At 27.4% G+C, this 25,312-nt stretch carries 13 protein-coding genes and 2 pseudogenes; 6 read left to right on the top strand and 9 right to left on the bottom strand.

Features of this window, described 5'->3' with window-relative positions; all coding sequences use genetic code 4:
- The first annotated feature begins 396 nt into the window (after positions 1-396).
- The 3 genes and pseudogenes from CJJ23_RS01855 (at position 397) to CJJ23_RS01840 (ending at position 3,589) form a co-directional block, all read left to right on the top strand.
- Complete coding sequence (locus CJJ23_RS01855; RefSeq protein WP_095334683.1) at positions 397-813, top strand: hypothetical protein; 417 nt, start codon at positions 397-399, stop codon at positions 811-813.
- A 1,846-nt stretch (positions 814-2,659) separates the two neighbouring features.
- Positions 2,660-3,345 (top strand): annotated as a pseudogene (locus CJJ23_RS05325) (adenine-specific methyltransferase EcoRI family protein).
- A complete protein-coding gene (locus CJJ23_RS01840) occupies positions 3,323-3,589 on the top strand; it encodes an adenine-specific methyltransferase EcoRI family protein (RefSeq protein ID WP_095334680.1) in 267 nt (88 codons plus the stop codon). The pseudogene CJJ23_RS05325 and the gene CJJ23_RS01840 overlap by 23 nt, the downstream one beginning before the upstream one ends.
- 74 nt (positions 3,590-3,663) lie before the next feature.
- Here the strand turns inward: CJJ23_RS01840 and CJJ23_RS01835 are convergent, their stop codons facing one another.
- From CJJ23_RS01835 to CJJ23_RS01815, 5 genes are all read right to left on the bottom strand, one after another.
- A complete protein-coding gene (locus CJJ23_RS01835) occupies positions 3,664-4,599 on the bottom strand; it encodes a hypothetical protein (RefSeq protein WP_095334679.1) in 936 nt (311 codons plus the stop codon).
- A 171-nt stretch (positions 4,600-4,770) separates the two neighbouring features.
- Positions 4,771-5,706, bottom strand: coding sequence for a hypothetical protein (locus CJJ23_RS01830; protein ID WP_143823608.1), 936 nt, complete (start codon positions 5,704-5,706; stop codon positions 4,771-4,773).
- Between the two features lie 157 nt (positions 5,707-5,863).
- The gene (locus CJJ23_RS01825; protein WP_095334677.1) at positions 5,864-6,592 is read right to left on the bottom strand and encodes a hypothetical protein; all 729 of its coding nucleotides are present in this window, start codon (positions 6,590-6,592) and stop codon (positions 5,864-5,866) included.
- Between the two features lie 253 nt (positions 6,593-6,845).
- Positions 6,846-10,670 (bottom strand): lipoprotein 17-related variable surface protein, encoded by a 3,825-nt coding sequence (locus CJJ23_RS01820; RefSeq protein WP_095334676.1) that lies wholly within the window; start codon positions 10,668-10,670, stop codon positions 6,846-6,848.
- A 421-nt stretch (positions 10,671-11,091) separates the two neighbouring features.
- Positions 11,092-13,671 carry a lipoprotein 17-related variable surface protein gene (locus CJJ23_RS01815; RefSeq protein WP_095334675.1) on the bottom strand — a complete coding sequence of 860 codons (2,580 nt, stop codon included), beginning with the start codon at positions 13,669-13,671 and terminating at the stop codon, positions 11,092-11,094.
- Positions 13,672-14,001: 330 nt separating this feature from the next.
- Between CJJ23_RS01815 and dcm the strand changes: the two genes are divergently transcribed.
- Complete coding sequence (dcm, locus tag CJJ23_RS01810; RefSeq protein ID WP_234805544.1) at positions 14,002-15,183, top strand: DNA (cytosine-5-)-methyltransferase; 1,182 nt, start codon at positions 14,002-14,004, stop codon at positions 15,181-15,183.
- Between the two features lie 82 nt (positions 15,184-15,265).
- On the opposite strand, the pseudogene CJJ23_RS05235 reads toward dcm, so the two are convergent.
- The 4 genes and pseudogenes from CJJ23_RS05235 to CJJ23_RS01790 form a co-directional block, all read right to left on the bottom strand.
- A pseudogene (locus tag CJJ23_RS05235) lies at positions 15,266-16,030 on the bottom strand (LlaMI family restriction endonuclease).
- A gap of 227 nt (positions 16,031-16,257) precedes the next feature.
- On the bottom strand, positions 16,258-18,072 hold the full coding sequence (gene infB, locus CJJ23_RS01800) for a translation initiation factor IF-2 (RefSeq protein WP_095334674.1): 1,815 nt from the start codon (positions 18,070-18,072) through the stop codon (positions 16,258-16,260).
- Entirely contained in the window at positions 18,056-18,328 is a 273-nt protein-coding gene (locus CJJ23_RS01795) for a YlxR family protein (RefSeq protein ID WP_095334673.1), read from the bottom strand. Before CJJ23_RS01795 ends, infB begins: the two co-directional genes overlap by 17 nt.
- 3 nt (positions 18,329-18,331) lie before the next feature.
- Positions 18,332-20,050 carry a hypothetical protein gene (locus CJJ23_RS01790; RefSeq protein ID WP_095334672.1) on the bottom strand — a complete coding sequence of 573 codons (1,719 nt, stop codon included), beginning with the start codon at positions 20,048-20,050 and terminating at the stop codon, positions 18,332-18,334.
- Positions 20,051-20,409: 359 nt separating this feature from the next.
- Between CJJ23_RS01790 and CJJ23_RS01785 the strand changes: the two genes are divergently transcribed.
- Together CJJ23_RS01785 and CJJ23_RS01780 are read left to right on the top strand one after the other, a co-directional pair.
- Positions 20,410-22,566, top strand: coding sequence for a lipoprotein 17-related variable surface protein (locus CJJ23_RS01785; protein WP_095334671.1), 2,157 nt, complete (start codon positions 20,410-20,412; stop codon positions 22,564-22,566).
- Between the two features lie 447 nt (positions 22,567-23,013).
- Positions 23,014-25,233 carry a lipoprotein 17-related variable surface protein gene (locus tag CJJ23_RS01780; RefSeq protein WP_095334670.1) on the top strand — a complete coding sequence of 740 codons (2,220 nt, stop codon included), beginning with the start codon at positions 23,014-23,016 and terminating at the stop codon, positions 25,231-25,233.
- Positions 25,234-25,312: the final 79 nt, after the last annotated feature.

The following is a 25,312-nucleotide window of genomic DNA, read 5'->3' as shown; positions in this document are numbered from 1 at the left end:
TTGGCAAATTTAAAACTATTTTAGCCTTTTTTTGAATTTGTAAGCTTTTTTAGGTAGTAGAAAAGTTGACTAAAATTGATGAAGCAAGTTAGTAATATTTTTTAATTAGCTATAAAAACAAAATATTTCAATTTACATCTCTATAAATAGGTTTTAAAGGACATAAAACGAATTATTAATCAGTTGATTTTGCTGATTAAAATGTGAAATTTTTTCACAAATTTCACGCTTTGATCAGCAGTTTCAAATTTTTTAAAAATTGCAAAGTATAATTAAAAAGCGGAAAGAATTACTCCAAAAAGTAAAATAAATAACTTATTCTGCAGAAACGAGAATACTATATTTGAACAAAACTTTAAAAAAATATCTGAAGTATACAGCCAATTAAAAGTGATAATGAAAAAACATGAAGGTTTCAATTTGTCATGCAATCCTTTACCAAACAGTGGAATTTCCTGTACAATTTCTAGTGATACATTAAAAGACCTAGATGATACAAAGGGTGGAAGAGGTAACGGCATGACTATTAAAGAATTACGCTCCATTGTTGTTAAAGGATTTGCTAGAATGGATGAGTTCATTGCTCAGCAAACTGCTTTTAACAACCAACAAACTGAATTCAACAAATTAGTTGCAAATTTCATTCAAGAACAACTTGCACACAATCGAATGATGGAAAAGCGCGTTGGTAATCTAGAAATGACTGTTAAAAGTCTCGACAACCGTGTCGCTAAACTTGAAACAAAAGTTGAAACTATTGAAGAACAAGTTAAAAACATTAAAACTATTCTTAAAAAAAACAATATAAAATAATTTAATCATTAATTTATTCGTAAAACTAACTGTTTTACCTACAGCAAGATTTCTTAAGATTTCTTGCTTTTTTTTAATGCAAAATGTTTTATTGCTTTTCAAAAGACATATAAAAAGGGAAGCTTAACTGCTTCCCTTTAACCTATTAAATGTATTTTTATTTTAATGTTAATGTTGAACCTAAAAGTTCATTATTATTATGATTGAAAAAAGATTAAGAAGGCAGACAAAAAACCTTCTTTAAATTCTAAAATTAATAAGCAAAGATTGTGTTAATTAAATAACAAAGAAAAACTCTATAAAAAACAAAAATAACTGACTCAAACGACAAGTTAAAGGAGTGACTTGTCACACACAACTATATGATGAATAATTTAGTTGATTGAAAAATAATAACAGTAATTTACAAGTAGAAAGTTGATAAGAAAGCTTGTAAATCAGATAGTAAAATACTTATAAATCAGTAAGAAACAATAAAAAAATTGAAAAGAATTTCTTACTACATTTTTATGATTGATAATAACCTAAGAAAAATTGATCTGGTCTTAGTCTAAATTTAAGGAAACTAAATAAATTAATACATTTAAATAAGGTTTTTCTAGCAACTAGTATAACGCCTGATTAATAGTCTTTATTAAAAGGTTTTTTAACCTAGTGGTTTTTAAAAAACTTACATGATAACCACATTAACTAAAACTTCAAAGTTATTTTTAGTTGCTTTTAGCATCTAAATTACTTTAGATACAATCTAAGAATATTTTTTAAGTTCACTATGAGTAATGGATAACTCGTATAGTGGCAGTTATGATTTTTAACTGCACTAATATTATAATATAAATTAAAAACAGATATTTATTTTTTGCTAACTTTTTTGTTTTTGAACTTGTTAAATTAACTACCTAACTTTTTGATTAAGCTAAATCTGATTAATAATATTCTTATTATATAACTAATTTTATCTTATAAGAAAAAGACCTTCGCTAGCAAATTTTTCAATTAGCTAGCTCGGGTCTTTAAAAATTATTATATAAGGAATTAGTGGCTATTGCCACACTTACACACGACATAATATTATAAATAATAGAACAAACATAAATTGCCAGTTTAAATCCAAAATTAAGAAGGCGCAATGCGCTTATAAAGAAACAATTAACTATAAACAAGAAACAGAGATAGAAAGACTATAGTTAACCAAAATAATAATATAAGAAGTAAGCTAATGCTTAAATTAAAGGACCAAAAGACGATGTCTTAAACACCAATGGAAGTAAACAAAAAATTTTTTTTGTTTAGAATAATTCCTAATTGAGAATCTAGTTACTTTTTTGAAAAAATATGATGAATAAATGAACTGGCAACATTTATCATCCTAAATCTAAAGACATTAATAAGATTATAGAAGTAGGAAAACAGAAAAAACAACTACTTCTATTTGTACTTAGCTACCAAGTATTGGTATCTAAGAAAAAATTACAATACACTAATAATATAAGTGTAAGGGCAACTAGTTACTATTAGTTGCCAGTGTATTATATTTAAAGTTTAAAAATAGTTGATTAGTTTGCTTAAAAAAGTCTAAAAAGTGAAAAAACCAATTATTTTTTTCATATTTGGACAATAATTCAGTTATTTATTATGTAATTTTTTTGGTAGCCATGGATTTTGTAGAGAATTTGCAAAGCAGTTGTTTAGGAAATTACTATACTGTCAAATCAATATCTATGTGCTTTATGTCAACTAAATCTTTGTAAAATAAGTTAGTGTTGCTCGCAATTATTTTGCTGAATTGTAATATCTAGCTCAATCAGAAAGGTTGGGAAGATATTTTTTTATAATATCATATAGTATGTTGTATAAACGATTAGGTATTCAAGAAAGATTTGCAATTCAAATACTTTTGAGAGAAGGAAATAACATTACAGAAATATCTAGAAAACTAGATAAAGACAAATCTACAATATCTAGAGAAATAAGGATAAATTCTAGTAACGGTGAATATGATTCTGCTAAAGCTGAACAAAAAGCCAATGAAAGAAAATATAAAAATTTTCAAACATTTGATGGCAAGTATAAGGCGTTTGCTAAATATTCAGATATTGTAATTACCAACCCTCCATTTAGTTTATTTAGAGAATTTATTGATCACATTTTTAAATACAAAAAAAGTTTTTAATAATCGGTAATAAAAATGCAATTTCATACAAAGAAACTTTTAGTTTGATTAAAGAAAAAAAGATTTGGTTAGGCAGAACAAATGTTAAAATTTTTAAGACATTTGATCACGAAGGCGAAAAATTTAAGCAATTTGGTAATGTTGGTTGATTTACTAACCTTGAACATGGTCTTAGACATGAGAAACTTAAACTTCTAACTATGGAAGAAAATCTAATTTATGATAAACGCCTAGTTAAAGCCATAAGAGAAGCCGAGAAGAGAAGCCGAGAAGAGAAGCCGAGAAGAGAAGCCGAGAAGAGAAGCCGAGAAGAGAAGCCGAGAAGAGAAGCAACAAATACAATATCTCAAGTATGATAACTACTATGATGTAATAGATGTTCCAACTGTCAGTGGAATTCCTAGTGATTATGATGGGGTAATGGGGGTGCCTATAACCTTTTTAGATAAACACAATCCAGAGCAATTTGAAATAATTGGTCTAACAGGTAGTGGAGAAAAAAACCCCGGATATAGAAAACCTGAAAGTAAACACGGTAGAGCTGTAATCTATGGAGTAGAACAATATAGAAGAATTCTAATAAGAAAAAAACCTGAAAATTAATAACTGAGAAATCAGTTATTTTTTAATGCTTAACTTATTTAAATCTATTAAACAACACAATAAAAAAACAAGACCTATTGATAAGATCTTGTTCTTAATTTTCATAAATCGTCAAAGTCTTCAATCAATAAAGCTTCAGCAAGAAGTCCTCATTTTTGATCAGAGATTGATTTTATACTAATAGTATAAAATGAATTTAATCTAGGATTAATGATCTTTAAATAATCTAAATTAGCAAAACTATTTCTTGTTAATTCATCTTTTAAGCCTATTAAATAAATAGTCATCATTTTTAAAGCATCACTATAAGATGCTTGATTAATAGATGTATTAATATTTCATAAAGTATTATGATCAAATAATTCTATATGAGTTAAATAAACATAATTAGCATATGTTTTTTGCTCTAAATCAATTTTATAAAAAAATTGATTTTTAGGTAATGCTGCTGATGATCTATTAATTAGTTTAATTAATTTATTAATAGTTTCTTCATCTAGTAATTCTTGATCAAGAATACTTAAATTATAGTCTTCAGCTTCTAACATTTTTTGCAGTAGATTAATTTTAAATGCTAGTTTTAAATTATCAACAGTTAATTCTTCATTAATTGTTTTAACATAAGTAAATAATTTTTTGCTACCTTCTAAAACATTCTTGATATCAAAAATTGTATCCTTGCTAGGCAAACGCTCATCAAGTAAATTTAAATTATGCGAGTTTTGATCATTTAAAGCATCGATAAAATAAACTTGTTCTTTATAAACTTGATATCTTTCTATACCTGCTTGCATTAATGACATTTGGCTAACAACTTTTTCAATCATTTCATTAGTTAAATATTTAGTTTCTTTTATTTCAATTACATCATCATGATCAAGTGGATCTATTATAAAATCACTAGTTTCAAAAACTGGTAAGATATCAAAAGTAGCATGCTTCAAAAGATCTTTTAAAGCAATTGGTTTACTATTTTGTCAAATATATTTCTTTTTTGAATGATTGTTCATAAGTTAAATTTTATTATAAATCTAGTTATTTAGTTTTAAAAAATAAGTAGAGCTAATTTACTAAATTACTAGTTTTTATAAAGTGTTTCAAGTTAAATAAATTTAGCTTAAAATTTATTTTTGATAATTGAATTAAGTAAAAAAATTCTTATCTAAAAGATAAGAATCATTTTAATGAATAGGGCGATTTCTTCATGTTCATAATTTTTCAAAATCTTTAATATTTAAAGCATTGGCAACTGCTGCTCATTTATCTTTAGAAATATCATTAATAGAACAAGTATATATTCTATTTGTGCGTGGGTTGATTTGTTTTAACATTGTTAATTCTGAAAATCTGTCTTTAGTATTTTTATCTTGTAATCCTATTAAATAAATGGCCATTAATCTAACAGCATCTTTATAATTAAATTTAGAATTAGATACTTTAATTTGTCAAAGACTTCTTAGACCAACATGTTTAAGAAATTTTGTATTAAAAAATTGTTTTTGTGTTTTATCACTAGTTGGTGTAGCATATCTAAAAGTCTCATATTTTTCTAATTTAGATGTGATTCTATTAACCATGTGACTAATATTTTTGACTGTGTCTTTATCAACGAAAATTTTACCTACAGATTTTTCATTGTAAGAAAGATTAATCATCATTGATGCCATTTTTGTTATCCTTGCAATAATGGTTAAATTCTTAGAAGTTAAGTTCTCATCTATGCGTCGATAAAAATCTAGGAAAACCTTCATTCTTTTTCATTCTTCTTCAATTTTCTTACGGTGTTTTTTGTCTCCTTTTTCTTCTAGAAGTTCATCTTGTTCTACTCTTTCATCTTTATAAACATCAACCATTTTAAGATAATCATACATTGTTAGTTGTACATCAAAACCTAGTGCTACTTCTGACATTTTAATTACTAAATCACTTAGAATTTCTTCACTAATTGAATCAATAGCAAAAATATATTGATCACCATCTTCATCAATTTTACTTTCAATAAATTGCTTTGTTGAAACAAGTGGCATTAATTTATTATTAACATGTTTTACAAATTCATCGATGCTAATTATTTTTCTAGTTTGTCATAGAAATTGTTTTTTACAGTCTAAACACATAAAGTAATTTTATTATAAATAACTAGTTTTAAAATTAAATTTTTTAAGTATAAAAACATGCTGTCTTTGCATACCTGTACCTATTTTCAGATTATTATTTGATTAAACAAAATATAAAAAATTCTTGCTATTTAAGCAAGAATTTCAAAACCTTTAATTAAGAAAATTTTTTAATTATCTTTCACTCATTAAGATTAAAATTACTTAATTGATTTTTAGCAATTGGCAACAAAAAAGAAGTTAGTGCTTTTGGTTCAATATAGTGACTAGGATGAACGACAGGCTGAGTTATTTCGCCACTATGATCTTCATAGGGTAGGAAGTTATAACCTAAATTAAGAGTAATAGTTTTGGTTTCTTTATCGAGTTTATAATCTTTTAGATACACACCTTTATTAACCTTTTCATATTTTTTATGAAAAATATTTGAATAACTATCACTATCTAAAATTAAATCTGTTAGATCCTTAACAAATAAATAATGGCTTTTATTAAGATCTAATTTATCTTTAATTAAGTCATAACTAAAATAAAAATTTCAGGGTTTTAATTTTTCAATTTGCTCATCAGTTAAATTAGGATCAACATTATTTTTAATATATTTTTTAAATTTTTCTTTTTCATCATCAGAAACTCTAAGTTGTGTTTTTAATGATGCTTCATCAGTTACTAAACTAATAGATTTTCTTTGAGTATCATTAGTGTTTTGATCAGTAATTAAACTAATTGTTTCTTTTAAGCGTTTATCTTCTTCAGTTATAACTACATTGGAAGAAGAACAAGCAATTGCTGCAAAAGCAAAAATTGATAAAATAGATAAACCTGAAAATAGTAAATATTTTCTAAAATTAGTTTTTCTAAATTTTTTAAGCAATAAGTTTGACATTGTTACAACCCTTGTTAGTTCTTATAACTTAATAAGTAATTTAAAAATTAATGATGTTTTTGATTTAAAAATCAAAAACAACTATTTTAAATTATTCATCATAATAGTTATAACAAATCATATTGGTTGAATTTGTTTTTGAAAAGTTTTTAAGGATTTTGAAACACTGATTAAAAAAATAATGTCACAAATTAATGCGACATTAATGAATTCATAATTTATTTTGTAGCATATTAATAATTGGATAAATATTCTAATTACTATTTTCTACAGTTTTGAACTTATGTAAATAAAAAAAACTGCCCTCGACTTTTGATTTATCAGTTTCTTCTGTTAAAATTGGTTTCATGTTTTCATAATCTCAACTTGCTGAGTAATAGATAGTTTGATTATTTTCTGTTTTTGAAATTAAGAAGTTAACAACTACATATCCTGCATCATTGTTGTAAGGTTTTGAATCCGCTTCATCTGGTGCTGTTTGTAATTCAATTTTGTAACGTGAATCAGATTTAAGTATTTTTGCCAAAGTGTTAATTGTTGGAATTTTGGGATTTGTGCTAAAGATATTGGCGATATCAATAGTATTGTATAATTTATTTAAATGTTCAACTGCTTCAGAAGCTGTTTTTGATTTTAGATCACTTATGTAATCTTTGAATTCTTTTGAATATTCATTTTGCACTATTAATTGATCTATAGGGAGTTCACGATACATTCCAAGCATAATGTAATAGTATTCAGGTAATTTTTTAGGATCCAATTTAGGAAAATTTCTAACTGTTATTAATTTACCTGCATCGAAGTTTAAATCATCTTCTTTATTTAGAATCTGTGCATTATTAGAGACAACTTTATCTTCAGAATTCAATAATCTAACTTTAAAAGTTAATTCTCTAGTTTCTTCGTTCGAAGAAATAATTTTGAAGTCAAATTTTCCTAGGTAATCCATATCTTCTCTGTTACCTCTCTTATCAATAAGGTATTCACGAAGTAATTCATTTTCTTTGAAAGGGAAGAATAAGGGAAGTGAATACTTTACATTTTCAAGATTGATATCGCTTTCAAGGTTTTTGTATCATGAAATGATATTTAGTTTTTCTTTTTGTTGTTTATATTTATCATAATTGAAATAAATAGTCATTTCCTTGCCAGCTAGGGATTCATCAATAATTTCTCCTTCTGTATTGAAAAAATCATTTTCTTTATAAAAAAGAACTTTAACTTTTAAGGTTTCTTGTTCTTCATCAAGTGAGCCATCAATAACCACAACTTTAGTTTTGATTTCACTCATATTTCTTCGGTAATCTCAATAACTCTTAAACATTTCTGTAAAAAAATCATTATCAAAATCCTTGATAGGTTTAGACTTTAAAGGGTCTGAATCCGAATTAACGGTATATACTTCATTAACTCCTGAATATAAATATTTCACATAAGGTTTTAACTCTGGTTTAAATCCTTCGATATATGTGATATAACCTTTTGCTTTAGATTTATCCAGAACTTCAGAAACTGAACTGGTAGATAATTTATTTTGATTGTCAAGAGAATAATATTTAGTTGCTTCATTAATTGTGTTTGAAAGTAATAACTCAATATTTAATTTATTCTTTATATTATCGAAATCACTATTTCTTTCATTTTGCGGAACTATAATAAATTCAAATTTGAAAGTATCTCTTAATGAAGGTGGTATAAGGCTTTCAAGTTGTAGTTTAAATAAGGCTTTTAATTCAGAAATATTATCTGTATTTAGATCAGATACTTTTATTTTGGATAGCTTTGAAGATAGCGATTCTAATTTCTCTTTTTCACTATTGTCCAAATCTCATATTCTATAAGGAACTGGATAATCAATATCAAATGAATTTCTAAAATTTAGATTAGATAATCGCTTATAAGCAAAAAGAGCATAATTTTCTGTTTTAGCAAGATTTTTTAGTTTTATTAACTTTATTAAATTTTCAGAGAATCTTTGTCCATTTTTTGGAAAAGCTTTCCCTGTTGTTACATCAAAAATATAATTATTAGATCATCGCTTTCTGCTATCACTTGCTTCTAGATAAATAAAAAAATCTGCTTCACCCAAAGAATCATCTCCTGAAATAAATTCCACATTAAATTTAAAATTTTTAGGAAGCGCCGAACTTGAATCAAGTATTTGTTTTCTTATAAAAGATGTACCTTTATATTTAAGTTCGTTTGGGAAATACATCGCAGCATCACCTTCTATAATAAGTTCATCTAGATTAAAATTCTTATATCAATCCAAAGCATCTTTTTCAAATCTAGCAATAGGACTTAAATTTTTTATAGTGACAACTTTTCCTGCACTGGATCTATTTATTAAAGCAACTGATTCACCATCTGTTTTGAAATATTTATTCTCTAAATAAAATGTAATTTTTACTTTCAAAGTAGATTCATAGTCATTTATTCCATCAGGTAAAACAGAAATGTTATAACTAAATCTTTCCGTTCTTTCAATCGAACCTATATTAAATAAGTCATTAAGTTTTTCAATTGTTACTTGAGAAGGTAAGAGATTAATAAGTGAAGAATCTTCATTAATTTGAATTTCATCATCTGCAACATCGTTATATCATTTTGCTACATCTGCTTTTAAGGTATCTTTTTTAAATCCACTAATAGTAATAGTTTTTCCTGCTTCACGTTTACTTGAGTCATTTCCAGATGTATCGAAATATTTATTATTAGCAGTTAAAATAACTTTAACTGCTAAAGTCCCTTGTTCATCATTAGGTATTATTTCAACAAGAAAATCTGATTTAGGTAGTTTAATCAAATTAGGTTTTGTAAAAATTTCTTTCACTTTTGCAAGATTAGTAATAGATGAAGGTAGTTGATTTTTTCAATTTGCAATTTCAACTTCTAATAAGGAAAAATCAATTACATCTTGATATCAGTCACTAACATTTTTTCTGAAATTATGAAATCCTGTTAAAGTTACAACTTTACCAGCCTTATCTTTTTCATCTACTTCTAATCCATCAGTTGTCAAATATTTATTGCCCTTTCTGATAGTTGCTTTAACTTTTAAGATTCCTTGATAATCATCATCACTTAAAATATCTAGTTCTATTTTTGAATCTTCAAATTTGTAAATAGTGCTTTTAAATTTAAAAAGATCTATCAGATCATTCTTTGTAAAGGATGAAGGAGAACCACCTGTTAACGAACCTGTTACATTTTTATCAATTGAAATTTCCTTATATCAGCGCTTAGCTTTGATCTTATCTAAATCACGTAATTCTATACTTGAAATAGTGATAACTTTACCTGAATCATTTGAGTTGATATTATCTTCATCACCATTTTCTTTATAAGATACTGTGTTAGTTTTTAAAGTGACTTTCAGTTTTAAACTAGTATTTACTTTACTGTTGTATTCACCTACAAAAGAGACTTCGATTTTCGCTGAAGGTATCTGCGGCTTATTTTTTTCGAAGAAATTAGCAAATATTAATTTATCTTCACTTGCATTAAGTGAAGATGCTAATAGGTTGTTGAAACTTGTTGTTGCATATAGATCAATAATATTTTCTTGATATCATCTAGCAATTATTTTTTTGTTGCTTTTTTGATCAACAATAGGTGTTTCAAAACTAATTGTGAAGTCAATGTTTTCGGTAACTAAGTTGTCATTAGTTCCTAAAGACAAGGTTAAAGTTAATCTAACTTGTTTATCTGATAAGTTAGATATATCATTTGAAACAGTAACATTAGTTAATGTGGCAAGTCCAAATTTGGGAGTATTTTTCAATAGTTTTTCAAATTCAACTTTATTATCTTTGACTGAAGATGCTGTTAGGGCGCTAATAACTTCTTCTTTATTTTGATAATTACTTTTTGCATCATATTCTTGAGTTAGTGAACTAATTAATGCTTCAAGAATTTTTCTGTTACTTTCCTTTTCGGAAGTTCTAGGAGTGGGAGTAGGCTGAGGCTCTACGGGTGTTGTTTCTGCTGAACAAGCAATTGCTGTTAAAATTGTTGTAGTTGTGGTGATTGCACCTGATAAGAGCAGTCACTTTTTATTTAATTTTTTCAATTTCATTTCCTTAGACAAATATTTAGTAAATTCAATTAAAATTCATTGCAAAATTACACATTTAAAAAGCTAATCATAACAAATAATTTAAATTTTCTTAGTCTAGTAACTATTTAAATAATCGTTAAATAAACATAATTTTGATAAATTTTAATCTAATATTAGTTTAGCACAAGTGAACTGCCAAAATACCAACTCAAAATTCCCAGAAAATTTTTCACTTTTACGTGATATTTAATTAGATATTTACAATTTTTTGAAACATTTTCCTCTGTATCAATAAAAAATATAAATCTGAAGAAATTTATGCTGGTGGATAAGCATAAAAAAATGACATCAGAAGATGTCATTAAATTTTAAATGAATTTTAATCTTTATAAGTAATCATAAAAATTTTGGAATAACTACTTCTACATAAGAATTTAAACTAGACCTTAAAGCCACTAATAGTTATTTCATAGCCTTTTACTGCAGTTTTATCTGTAGTTTCTTCAATTAAACCAGTTTCTATATCACTACCAACTTTTAGTGAATAGTATTTAGTAGTTCCTTCAGAAGTACTTGAAAGTAATAACTGAGCACGTAAAGAACCTTTATCTTTATCGGTGTTACCTTCTAAATTTGCAACACTAAGATCTGTATTTTTAATAAGTTCAAATTTGAAGGTATTTCTTAATACTTCAGGCACTAGAGCTTCTAGTTGTTTTGCAAAAGCCTGATTAAGTTCTTTCATATCATTAACCTGCGATACACTTTTTTCAGATAATTTTTTCATTAAATCTTCTAAAGTTTTTCTTTCAGATTCTCAAAGTGACTTATGTCATAAATCTGCTTTCAAATTAAAGGTGGTTGGAAAGTATGAATTTTTTAAACGTTTGTAAGCAACTGAAGCAAAATCTGTTTTTTTAGTTAAATTTTTAATTGTAATTGATTTTTTATGAAGTGTGTTTTCTAAATTATTTTCAAGTGAACTTTTGCCTGTTGTTGCATCAAAATTGTAACTACCTAATGTTTCTAAATCTGCTTTTAAAATAAGATTAATTTCTAATTCAGCAGTTGCATCATTAGCATTAACTAGATCAAAATCTAGTATGAATCCTTCAGGAAGATTAGGTAATTTCATTTCTAGTTTTTGTTTAAAACTAGAAATTAATCCATGTTTAGTTTTTACTTCAGATGGTAAATACATAGTTTCATTATCACTTAAATTAATTTCTGTAGCCTGCATTTTTTCATACCATTTTAAGGCTTCATTTTCATATCTAGTTAAAGGACTAAAACCTGTTAAGGTAATAGTTTTTCCTGCATCAGATTTATTTGCTAAAGCAACAATTTGTCCATCTGTTTTAAAGTATTTAGTTTGAGACTGCACTAAAGTAACTTTAACTTTTACGCTACCTTCATAATTATTAATTTCATCTTTAATAAGAGTAACTTCAGTTTCTAAATCATCAATTCCTTCTGGTAAATTAAGTTTAAATAATTCTTTTAGTTTTTCATTAGTGACTAAGGAAGGTACTAATTTTGCAAGTTCAAAATTAGTAACTTTTATTTCATCTTTAAGAATTTCACTATATCAACTTGTGACATCTTCTTTTAAAGTGTCTTTTTTAAAACCACTAATAATTACTTTTTTACCTGCTTCTTTTTGATCAACATTATTTCCGTTGAGATCATAAAATTTATTATTTGCAGTTAAAGTAACTTTAACTGCAAGTGTACCTAATTTATCATCAGCAGATAAATCTACATTAAAATCTGCATTAGGAAGTTTTTGTAAATCAGGTTTTGTAAAAATTGATTTTACTTTTTCTAAACCATTAATAGTTGAAGCAAAAACATCTTTTCAGTTTTCTTTAGGATTATCTATTAAAGAGACATCAACGATGTTTTGATATCAATTACTTACTGCTTCTTTTAAGTTTTTAAAGTTAGTTAAAGTAATAACTTTACCTGCTTGATTTTTATCATCTACTTTTAAACCATCAGTAGTTATATATTTATTTTGTTGTTTTAAGAAGACTCTTAAACTAATAGTTCCTGAATAATCATCTTCCTCTAAAATTTCTAAATCAAGATCGGTATCTTTGGTTTCGTAGTTAGTAGTTTTAAAAGTGAATAATGGAATTAATTCACTTTTAGTAATATCTGATGGTTTTTTATTTTTTAAGTCTGATTCAACTGTTAAATTATTAACTTCTTTTTGGTATCAAAGTTTTATTTTAGTTTGTTCTAGATCACGTTTAGTTAAATTATTAATAGTAATAACTTTACCTGCTTGATTAGGATCGTTTGTAACTTTTTCTCCGTTTTCCTTATAAGTATCATCATTAATTTTAATTGTTACTTTAACTTTTAAAGATGTGTCTAAATCACCGTTTCATTCTTCCACAAAATCAACTTCTAACTTAGATCCTGATATTTCAGGTAACATGTTTTTTAAAAAATCAGACAAGATTTTTTTATCTTCTTCTAAAGTGATTGAAGAAGATAATTTTGTGTTTAGTTCGTGTGTCGCATTTTGATCAATTACTTTATCTTTATATCATGTTGCAATAACTTCACTATTAGTATCTAGCAATTGATTTACAAGATCAAAAGTAATTGTGAAATCAATATCGGCAGTTACTAAATCATCGCCATTTCCATATGATAAAGTTAATGTTATTCTTATTTGTTTATCAGTTAAGTCATCTTTATTAGATGAATTAACTACATTAGCTAAATTTGAATTTCCGAATTTAGGTGCAACTTTTAATAAATTTGAAAAAGCGTTTTTATCTGCTTTAACTGTATCAGTTGTTAAAGCTGAAATAAGCGATTCTTTTGATTCATATGATGTTTTAGCATCATAATTTTGACTAATTGAAACTATCAAAACTTCTAAAATCTTTTTGTTTTCTTCTTTGGTTGTTGTATCTGGTGCACAAGCAATTGTTGTTGCTACTAGAGCGCTTGCTAAAACTGTTCCTGAAAGCAACAGCAACTTTTTATTTAATTTTTTCAATTTTTCCTCCTGATTAAATAGTTATTGAAATAACATCATAAATTGTTTTTGATTTACAAATTTAATTAGTAAATTAAATTGGAATAATTTATAAATAAGTTTCAGAATTAACGGGCAAAAAAGAAGAAAATTTTTAACTTTTTTTAATCGTAATTTAATAGTGTAAAATACTTAACGTATTTAATTTATTTAGAATTTAATTATGCAAAATTGAAAATAATTATATGAGAATTAATTCTCATAAATTAGAAATAATTTTTATAAAAAGTCAAATCTAGCATATAAATGTTTTAAAATTAAACCAATAATAAAAAGCGAGAGGTATGGCACATGAATAACAATAATATGGAAATTTTTGACAATAATTTTTCTATAAAAAATATCAGAGAAAAATTAAATATTACACGAAAAGAATTTTCAGATGCTTTAGGTTTTAACAAAACTTCCGAAAAAATGTTGAAGCATTGAGAGATGAATCAAAAAAAAATCCCTTGAGATATTTATGAAAAAATTATCAATTTCCCTACATCTCCATTATTAGCTTCTCCATCAAAACAAAATAGTAGATTTACGCAAATAGATCTATTCGCAGGTATTGGTGGTATTCGCCTAGGTTTTCAAAAACATGGTGGAAGAACTATTTTTTCTTCAGAATGAGATAAGTTTGCTCAGAAAACCTACAGAATAAATTATGGTGATACTCCATCAGGAGATATAACAAAAATACCTGCAAATGAAATTCCTGATCACGATATTTTATTAGCTGGTTTTCCATGCCAACCGTTTTCTAATGCAGGATTGAAATTAGGTTTTGAAGATACTAGGGGAACTCTTTTTTTTAATATTGCTTCAATTTTAAAAGAAAAAAAACCAAAAGCTTTTTTGCTTGAAAATGTTAAAAATTTAAGAACTCATGACAATGGAAAAACTCTAAAAGTAATTTTGACTACTTTAAATGAATTAGGATATTACGTTCCTGACCCACAAATTTTAAATGCTTATCATTTTGGTTCGCCACAAAATCGAGAGAGAATTATTATTGTTGGTTTCCATAAAAGCTATTTGCCTAAAAATTTTTCTAACTTTGTTTATCCAACAGGTAAGATTAATGAAAAAATAACTGTTGGAGATATTCTTGAGAAAAATGTAGATGATAAATATACGATTTCAGATAAATTGTGGAACGGACATATTGAACGAAAAAAACTTCATCAAAAAAAGGGAAATGGTTTTGGTTTTTCATTATTTAATAATGCTAGCAAATACACAAGTACGATCAGTGCGAGATACTACAAAGATGGAAGTGAGGCACTAATTCAACAGGAAGGAAAAAACCCTAGAATGTTAACTCCTAGAGAGTGTGCTAGGCTGCAAGGTTTTCCAGAAAATTTTGTTATACCAGTTTCAAATGCTCAATCATATAAACAGTTTGGAAATTCAGTTAATATCAATGTAATCGATGCAGTCGCAGGTAAAATGATCAAATTTCTTGAAGAAAATAAGGTACTTTAAAACAATTTTAAAAATTTCGTTCTTTTGTAAAATAAGAATGAGATTTTTTTTATTTATATAATTATGATTCACTGTTTGTTTTCTATTCGTAACAGTCGGTAATTAAATTATCTCAGAAGGAATTATTAGCTCTTCATGTTGAATAAGGTCTTTTGTTTCCTTCGTGCATTCCACTATCGAAAAAGACAATACCCACTTCGACAAATTCGATTCATGATTCATATGTTAATTTTTCACCAAAACAAATTCTATGATAAGCGCCACTTTGATTTTTTCTACATGTAAACCAACCTTTATCATTAAACTTAATTTCTAGTTTTTCTTGTAATGTTCTTCCTTTTCTATTGGGAGATGGTAAACCATATCATCTCGCTATTTCAAGATTATCAACTTGAAATATTATTGGAATGATTTTGTCTTTGTCTTATCGAGTATCTTCATTAAATGAATAATAAATAACAATGTCTAAGTTATTTTCTATTAATAATATTTGACCAAAAGCATTATAAGAATTTATCTTAGGTATTGCACTGCCTGACCATGAAAATCTTCCACCTTTTTCAATATTTGATTTTCCAAACATTCTGCAAAAATGATTCTATTTTTCATATTTCTTTGAACCATTAAAAAGTGAAGAATATTCTTTTTTTGTAAAAACATATTCATTAGCAGATCAGTCTCCAAAACTTGTTCTGCCAGTTGATGTTTCATTTTTAAGTTCATATCCTAGGATGTCTGCAGCATTTTTTCCATTAGGTTTAATTCCGAATTGTTTTTCAAGTCAATTTCCATACCTACCATCATGTCTTTTATTCTGATCCAAAACATTTGGTAATTTTCCCCTCACATCGTTTTTGAAAATTTCAATAATTTTATTTTTATTTTTTTACATAATTAAATCTCTATTCAACAATTTGAAAAATACTCTATAATTCATCGGATTAATAGCATTTTGTAAATTTTAGCAGAAAGTTTATATTGATTATCACTTTATAATTGACTCAAATGAAAAAATACTAATAACAACTTTAAAATGGTTGTTATTAGTATCAAAATATATTTAATTTTTAAGGCTTAATTAATTCTAATTTTCTCGTAGGCTTCAATAATGTCACCTTCTTGAATTTCATTGAAATCTTTAATATGAGTTCCAAATTCAAAACCTTTTGCAACTTCTTTAGTATCATCTAAACCGCTTCTAAGAGTGTCTAAAACACCTTCGTGAACAAGTTTATTTTTGCGTATTAATTTAATAATTGCGCCTGCTTTGATTGAACCATCTTCAACACGACAACCTGCAATATTTCCTAATTTTGAATAAGTAAAGATTTTTAAAATTTGTGCTTTACCAGTTAATTTTAATTCATAAATAGGTTCTGCATTTTTATCTAAATAAGCTTGCAAGTCTTCGATTAAATGGTAGATAACATTATATTCTTTAATCTCAATTTGCTTTTCTTTAGCTGATTGAGAAATTTGATTTTGTGACTTAACATTGAAGGTATAAATTTTTGCATTCGATGCTTGAGCAAGCAATAAATCAGCGTTTGAAACATCACCAATTGAAGCACTAACTACATTAATTGAGAACTCTTTTGTTGATAGTTTTTCAACTGCATGTTTAATCGCTTCAGCTGTTCCTTCAGTATCTGCTTTAATAATAATATTGATATTATCTTTGTCAGAAATATTTAAAGAAATAGTTTGTGTTTGCTGCATAAACTTTTCACGTTTAATTAAACGTTCATTTTCTGAAGCAATTTTTTTAGCATATTTTTCATCTTCAAAACCGATGAATTTTTCACCAGCCATTGGTGAAGATGAAAGCCCTGTAATTCTAACAGGCATACCTGGAAGCGCTTCTGAAACATTTTTTGATTCACTATCTGTCATAGTTTTAACACGACCTTGATGTGAGCCTGCAACGATATAATCTCCTAGTTTTAAGGTACCATTTTTAACGATAATAGTTGTTGCAGCACCAACACCTTTAAGTAGTCTAGATTCAACAACTACACCGATAGGATAACGGTTAAAGTTGGCTTTCAAATCAAGAATTTCACTTGTTAAATTGATGATTTGAAATAACTCATCAATACCTTCACCAAGTAGTGCTGAACCATATACTACAGGAACATTACCACCTCATTCTTCGATAACAACATCTGCAGCAGATAGTTCTGATTTAAGTTTTTCTAGGTCTTTATCAGGTTTATCCATTTTGTTTACAAAAACAATCATCGGAACTTTTGCAGCATGTGTATGAGCAATTGCTTCTTTAGTTTGTGGCATAACTCCATCATCTGCAGCAACCACTAAAATAACAATATCTGTTAATTTAGTGCCTCTAGCACGCATAGCTGTAAAAGCTTCATGACCTGGAGTATCTAAAAAAGTAATGGCTTTATTATTATGAAATATTTGATAAGCACCTGTATGTTGAGTAATCCCACTAGCTTCTGATTCAGCTATTTTTGATTTACGAATCTTATCAATTAAAGTAGTTTTACCATGATCAACATGACCGACAATTGTGACAATTGGAGCCCGTGTTGTTAGTTCACTTTCTTCATCACTAAATTCAACTGTATCTAGATAATTACCTGCATTAATTTCTTTAACAACTTGAAAATCTAGATTTCTTTCAAAACATAATTCAGCAATTTCTTCTTCAGAAAGAATCTTATTTAGATCGTACAGTTTTCCTGCTAAAAAGAACTTCTTAACAATTTCTGCACCTGAAGAATTAGTTTTTTGAGCAAATTCTGCAACTGTCATTGGGCCTGAGAAAATAAATTTATTATTTTCAACTCCACTTTTGACATTGAATAATTGCGTTTCAATTTGATCAATATTTGTTTTTCTTTCTTTTTTACTTTTCTTTGCCATTTTCAATCTCCTCTAGTAGTTGTTGTTTTAAACTATTATAGATGGCTTGATCTATATTTGCTTTAAAAACTCGATTTAAAAGCTTCTTTTTGAATAACTCTTCAATCACAACTTTATCATTTAAACAATAAGCACCTCTTCCAGGCGCTTTTAATGATCAATCAATTGTGATTTGATCATCTTTTTTTGCAAAACGGATTAAATGTTTTCTTTCATAAATTTTATGAGTAACAAAACATTTTCTTTTGATTTCCACTTTTTAATCTCAATCCTCATCATCTAGATTATCTAGATCAATTCCATCTAGAGCAAAATCTGCAAAGTCATTATCTTTAATTGCATAGTCTTGTAATTTAGCTTTAGTACGGCGGTCTTGTCTTTCTTTTTCAGCAGTTTCTTTATCCTTGATAGCAACTTGTTCTTCAAAATCTGAATCAATTTCTTGATCTAATTCATCAAATGAAGCCGCTTCAATTGCTGCATTAATTTCTGCAAAATCAACATCATAATAATTATCTTCTTTAATCACATCTTTATCTTTAGCAGGTTTAGCTTTAACTTTTGGTGCTTCTTTAGTTACTAAATCAGCAGGTCCTGCGCCTTGAGTATCTTTGATGCTTTCAAAATAACTATCAAATGCTTCAATATCTTTATTAAAGTCTGAAATATCAAAACTATCCTTACGTTTAGGCTTAGCAGTTTTACTGTAGTTTGATTGTGAACGATTGGTTTGTACTCTCTTGTTAGTTAAACTGAAAGTATTAAGTTGCTCTAGTTCATCTTCAGTTACGTTAGCATTTCATAAAATTTCTTGTTTAGCAGCTAAAGCATCTGTATAACCTTTAACATTAACACGACTTCTAGTAATTTCACTTGCTAAATAGGTATTAATTCCACCTTTACCAATTGCAACTGAAACCATGGCATCAGGTACAACAATTTCATAAGCATATTGATCAGGCGATTCTTGTTTTTCACTGATTGAAATTACTCTAGCTGGTTTTAAAGCATCTAGCATAAAACTTAAACGGTCTTCGCTAAAAGTAATAAAATCTAATTTTTCTTCGCCTAATTCAGAAGATAAGGCTTGTGATTTTGAACCTTGCTGACCAATTAAAATTCCGATTACATCTAGATCTTCACGAGCTAAATCAGGGTTAGCCATCACGGCAATTTTACTTCTCACACCTGCACGGCGAGCAATTCTTTTAACTAAAATTTCTTTTGAAGCAATTTCAGGGAAAGTGCTTTCAAGTAATTTTAATAGTTCAAAAGGACTAGTGGTTGAAACCATGATCATTGAACCATTTTTCTTTGGCTGTGCTAAAACATCTGTAATAAAGACTTCATAAACACCGTTAACTTTGATTTCTGGATATTTTTTCTTCAAATCAGCAGTTCTAATAAAAGTTACACTTTCGCTATCACCAACAATTGAAATTGTTACTAACATTTCTGTAATGTTTTCAATCTTAACTTTAATTGCTTCACCAATACGATCCTTATAAGTTAAATAAATACGATCTTTAGTTGCTTTTGAAAGGTTTTGCTGAAATAAGTTTTGAATTTTTCTAACTCTAGCTTGAGACAAATTTTGATACTCAATTGCTTCAACAACTGTATCATCAACAACTGCTTTTTTATCTAGTTTTAAAGCTCTTGATAGTGGAATATAAGTAATTAAATAAAGGTCTTTTGTATCTAGATCTGATTTTTTTTCAGCCTTAGCTAATTCTTCTTCAAACTCTTCATCTGAAACAATAATTTTAGGTGCTTTTACGATTAAAGTTTCACCTTCATCGACTCATTCTTTTTCTAATTCAACGTCTTGATCGATTTCTAAAAAAATGTGTTTTAAGGCTTCGAAGAAGATTTCTTTAACATTTTCGATGTCTAATTTACGACTTTCAGCAATAAAAGCAAAATTCGCATAATTTTTTTTACTTGCTGACTTCTTTTTAATTTCTGCAACACTCATTTATACCTCTTGTTTTTTGTGTTATATAATGTAAAAAAGTTGCCAAAGCAACTTTTTTCTCGCTCGAATACAATTATTATCACTGTTAAAACAATATTAATAATTTGTATAAATTCATTTTAATGCAAAACTAATAAAAAACTGCAAAAAAATCTAGTTTTTTAAATATCTTTAACCTATTTAAGCAAAGTTTTAAAATTATTGCATAGTTATTTGAGAGAGAGTGGAAGTATTTTTTTGAACTTACTGATTAATCCTAGACTAACATCTAGGCATTTCAACTAACTATATATAAGTTTATATATTACAACAGAAAAGAGGAAAGGTAAATTTTTTCATATAAATTTACCATCTAAAACATGAGAAAAAAAATCATATTTACATCTACTTTATCAGTTGCTTCAGTTGCTGTTGCAGCAACAGCAATTGCTTGTGCACCAGGTGAAACTCCACCTGCTAAAGACACTGTAGAAACAACTTTGAAAAAAATTGCTGATGCATTGAATAATGTAGAATTAACTATTAAAGATAAAGAGACAGATACTGCTGTAAAAGCAAAATTAGAAGCTATTACTAGTGACTATAAAAATAAATTAATAGCACTAGTTAGCGATGCTACCAAATTCAGTGAACACCTTGGTGCAGCAGAAATTACAAGTTGAAAAGTGACTACTACAAGCTCTACTTCATTAAGTCTTGAATTAGCACTTAAATATACTGAATCAGGAACAAGTGCTACTAATAAAGCAACCATTAAAATTTTGGGTTTAGGTACAAGTGCATCTGAGTTAGTTAAAAAAGAACTAGCAGATGTTATTGCTAAATTTGCAGATCGTGATCTAAAAGCAGATTCAGAAGATAAAAAATTATTTGCAACACAGTCGAATATTAATTCGCTTACAACATGAAATAGTAATACAACTGGAACAGCAGTTACAGTTGATAATTCAATCACTGTAAACTTTGCAAAAGTTTCTAGTGATTCAGGAAACGGAACTGTTAATTATAGAGTGACATTATTAAAAGATAATCAATCATTAACTAAAGAAATTAAAGTTAGTGGCTTTAAACCACATGAACTTAGCGTCGCTGAAAAAGCAGTCGAGAAAACTTTTAATGCTTTTACTTTAAAAGAAGCTACTTTCGATCGTGGTTCTCAACGCATTGAAAAAACTGGTAAGCTTGATTTTGATAATAATCGTGATTGATTATTATCAATGTCTAATTCATATTCAAGAGCAAGCGCTTATAAACCAACTGTTTTAGATAGTAAAAAATTTACTAGTGCAGATTATTTTAAAGCTGAAGCTGCAAATCATTTACAAGCAAAACTAAAAGAAAAAGACCAAATTAAATTAGAAGAAGGTGTAACTGGAAAAGTTAGGGTCGTAACTGCAGATGATATTAAAGGTGAAGTAGTTGTTGCTATTACTTTTGAAAAAGGTAATGCTAAATCAGCAGAAAAATTCTTAACTATTAAGAATTTCTTAGATCGAAAAGAACTAGGTGCATTTGCAGGAGCAATTTATGGTTATTTAGTAGATAAATGAAACCGACAAGATAAAAATTTAAAACCTGCATTTGCTACTGAAGCAGGAGCGCAAAGATATATTGAGTTAATGCAAAAAACTTTTGATGATACAAGAACATACCCTAATGATGTAAAACTTACTTTAACAATCGATAATAAAAATGGTGGTATTAATTATGAGAAAGCAGAAATTCATTTATTAGGAACTTACATCCTTAATAATGTAGTTCTAGCTGAAAACGATATTACCTTGATGAACTTTAACAATGACTTAAGTGCCGATGCTCGATTAGTTTTAGAGGCATATAATGCTTTTACTAAAACTGAGTATAGAGTGAGAGAACCTGAATCACGTGAAACAGGTTCAGCACAATGAATACCAAGCACACAACGAATTGATTCTCTTGATAAATTGAATGGAAAATTACCTCAAAACGATCAAATTAATTGATTAAATAAAGAAAAAGGTGTCGAAGTTGATGTTAAAACCATAGGAATTAATAACAGCAACGGAACAGTAGACCTTGAATTAGTTTTCAAAAAAAGTGAAATCAAATCAGATGCAGTAAAAATTACTTTATCAGGATTCTTTACAGACCAACAAATTCTTGAAGGTGCTACAGATGTATTTAAAAGAGCATTTGCACTAAAAGGTAGTGATGGGAAAAATCCTTATGAAGAGCAAATGAAAAAATATACAGTTTACCTATCTGGAAATACAACAACACAGTTGGGTCCTGATGCAACTATTCAAATAGCTGGTTATCAATCATATGTAACTAATTTATTAAATTATGGAGATGGTCCTGCAGGTGTTCCTGGGTTGTGACAACTAGCAAATGGTGCAACATTAGTACTACTTAACGGTGCCATTGCTGGACCTTTCACCTTCGTGGTTCAGTATGGTGGTCTACAATCAGGTCCATTTGAGATACAAATTCCACTGCCACAATTTAAACAGGTTACAGCAACTTCTATTTCATAAACTAAATCAACCACAATCAAACAGAAAGCATTTCACTTTCTGTTTTTTATATGTTTTTGCTTAAATTATGATTATTTATAATTATTAACCTTATTTAACTATAAAAAAGAGCATCGAAAAAGGTCGCTTTCACGACCCTTTTGGATACACATATAATATTATAAAAAAACTTATTGTCTTTCTATACTTTAATTCTACACTAAAAAAGACCTATGTGCGCAAAAAAAGTCAAAAAATTTTTTAGCACCCGTCTTTTTTGACAAAAGCCTAAAATCATATCCTGTTACTTTACATTTACAGAGAGAGTTTTAAGTAGTTTAAATTAAGCTATATTTTAAATTTAGTTTCTAGATTAACTTATCTAGAAACTAAGGGTAACTGAAAGTAATTTATAAATAACAAAAGAGAGGTAATTTAAATTTGTTAAAGCAAATTTAAATTTATATAATGAAAAGAAAATTTCTAATAACAACCATGTTGTCATTAGGTTCTGCTATTGCTGTAGTTGCAGCAATAGCATGTTCACCAATTGATAAACCTTTAATTAAAGATACAGTTGAAATTACTTTAGACAAAATTGCAACTACTTTAAATAATTTTGAACTAATAATTAAGGAAAAAGATTTACCAAGTGTAATTAAAACTAAAGTTGAAGCAATTACTAGTGACTTTGAAACTAAGTTAGTTGAACTAGTTTCAAATGGTCAAACATTCAGTGAATTTTTAGGTGAAGCACAAATTACTAGTGTTAAAGTAAGTAATCAAAGTTCTGCTTCATTAAGTCTTGAATTAGGACTTTTATATACAGAAGAAGGAGTAAGTTCTACTAGTAAAACAATAATTAAAATTGTTGGTTTAGGAACAAGAATAAGCACTTTAATTCAAGAACAACTAGCAATTGAAATGGCTAAATTTGCAGATCGTGATTTAAAAGATACTTCAAAAGAAAAAGAATTATTACCTTCAAAAACTACAATTAATAATTTAGAAACTTGAAATAGTAATACAACTGGAGAAGTTGTTAAGATTGATAATTCTATCACTGTAACCTTTACTAAAGTTTCCAGTGATACAGCAAAAGGTGTAACTATTTTTAAGGTTACACTTACAAAGCAAAGTGAAACTTTATCTAAAGATATTAAAGTAAGTGGTTTTAAAACTAAGTTACTTAATGCTGATGAAAAAGATGTTGAAACAACCTTCAACAACTTCACTTTAAAAGTAGCGAATTTTGATCGTGGAGCAGAAAAACTAACTGTTGAATCATTTATTAAAATAACTACAGGAAATGAATTAGGTACTATTTATGAATATCAATTTGAGAAAAACCCTGATTGGCTTTTATCAATGTCTAATTCAAATTCAAGGGCTAGTGCTTTTAAGCCAACTGTTTTAGATACTAAAACATTTGCTAAAGCAGACTATTTTAATAATGAAATTAAAAATCATTTACAAGAAAGATTAAAAGAAAAAGATCAAATTAAACTAGAACAAGGTGTAAGTGCAAAAGTTAGAATAGTAACTGCTGATGACATTAAAGGTGAAGTAGTTGTTGCTCTTACTTTTATTAAAGGTGATGCCAAATCAGATGAAAAATTTTTAACAATTAAAAATTTCTTAGACCAAAAAGAATTAGGGTCTTTTGCATTCGCTATTTATGGTAAATTAGTTGATACTTGAAATCGCCAAGATAAAAATTTAAAACCAGGTTTTACTGATGAAGCAGGAGCCTTAAGGTATATTGAATTAATGCAAAAAATTTTTGATGAGCAAAAGTTTTATCCTAATGATGTGAGATTATTGTTAGCAGTTGATACTGCAAATGGTGGTATTGATTATGAAAAACAAGAAATTAATTTAATAGCGACTCATATTTTAAATAATGTCATTTTAGCAACTAACAAAGTTGTTTTACAAGGATTTAATACTAGTTTAAGTGATGATGCAAAGCTAGTTTTAGAAGCATATAATAATTTTAATATTAAAGAATTACAAGCGAGAAATCCTGTCGTTAGTGATACAGTTAATGAAGCAGCAGGTGGACTTTGAATTCCGAGTAGACAACACTTTAATTCACTAGAAGAACTAAACAAAAAATTAAGTCAAGATCATAAAATTATGACTTGACATAATAAAAATAAAGGTGTTATTTTAGATGTTAAAACTATCGGTTTTAACGGCGTTAATGGAACAGTTACATTGCAGTTTAATTTTAAAAAAGGTGAGATTATTTCAGAACCTATTACTGTTACAGTTAAAGGCTTTTTTATAGATGCACAAGTTATTGATATTGCTAAAAATGCCTTCAAAAAAATGCTTGAAACTAAAGATCAAAGTGGAGTAAAAGCTATTGATAAAAAGATTCAAGAATTTGTTGTTTATATAGCACTACCTCAAACTAGTGAAACTCCAAGAAATGTTCAAACACAGTTGAACATTTTTGGAAGTTATGTTGCAAACTTAATTAACTTTGGTTCTTTTGCAGATGGCATTCCAGGTTTGTCATGATTAGGTAATACTGCTCTTGCTAGAATTAAACATTTAGATTTTGAAGGTAATGCTAAATTTGTTGTTATGTATAACGGTTTAGAATCTGAAGAAATCAGTATAAAACTTCCTAAACCACAATTTAAAGGGGCAGTTGTTCAACCAGTTAGAGTTGTTTAAAAATAAGGGCAGAAAGTGAATAACTTTCTGTTTTTTATTGTGCAAAAGGGTGAATAGTCAAATAGTTGGTTAAAAAAAG

This window comes from Mycoplasmopsis agassizii, assembly GCF_002276225.1.
Lineage (GTDB): Bacteria > Bacillota_I > Bacilli_A > Mycoplasmatales > Metamycoplasmataceae > Mycoplasmopsis_B > Mycoplasmopsis_B agassizii_A.
This window is presented reverse-complemented; position numbering and strand designations above follow the sequence as displayed.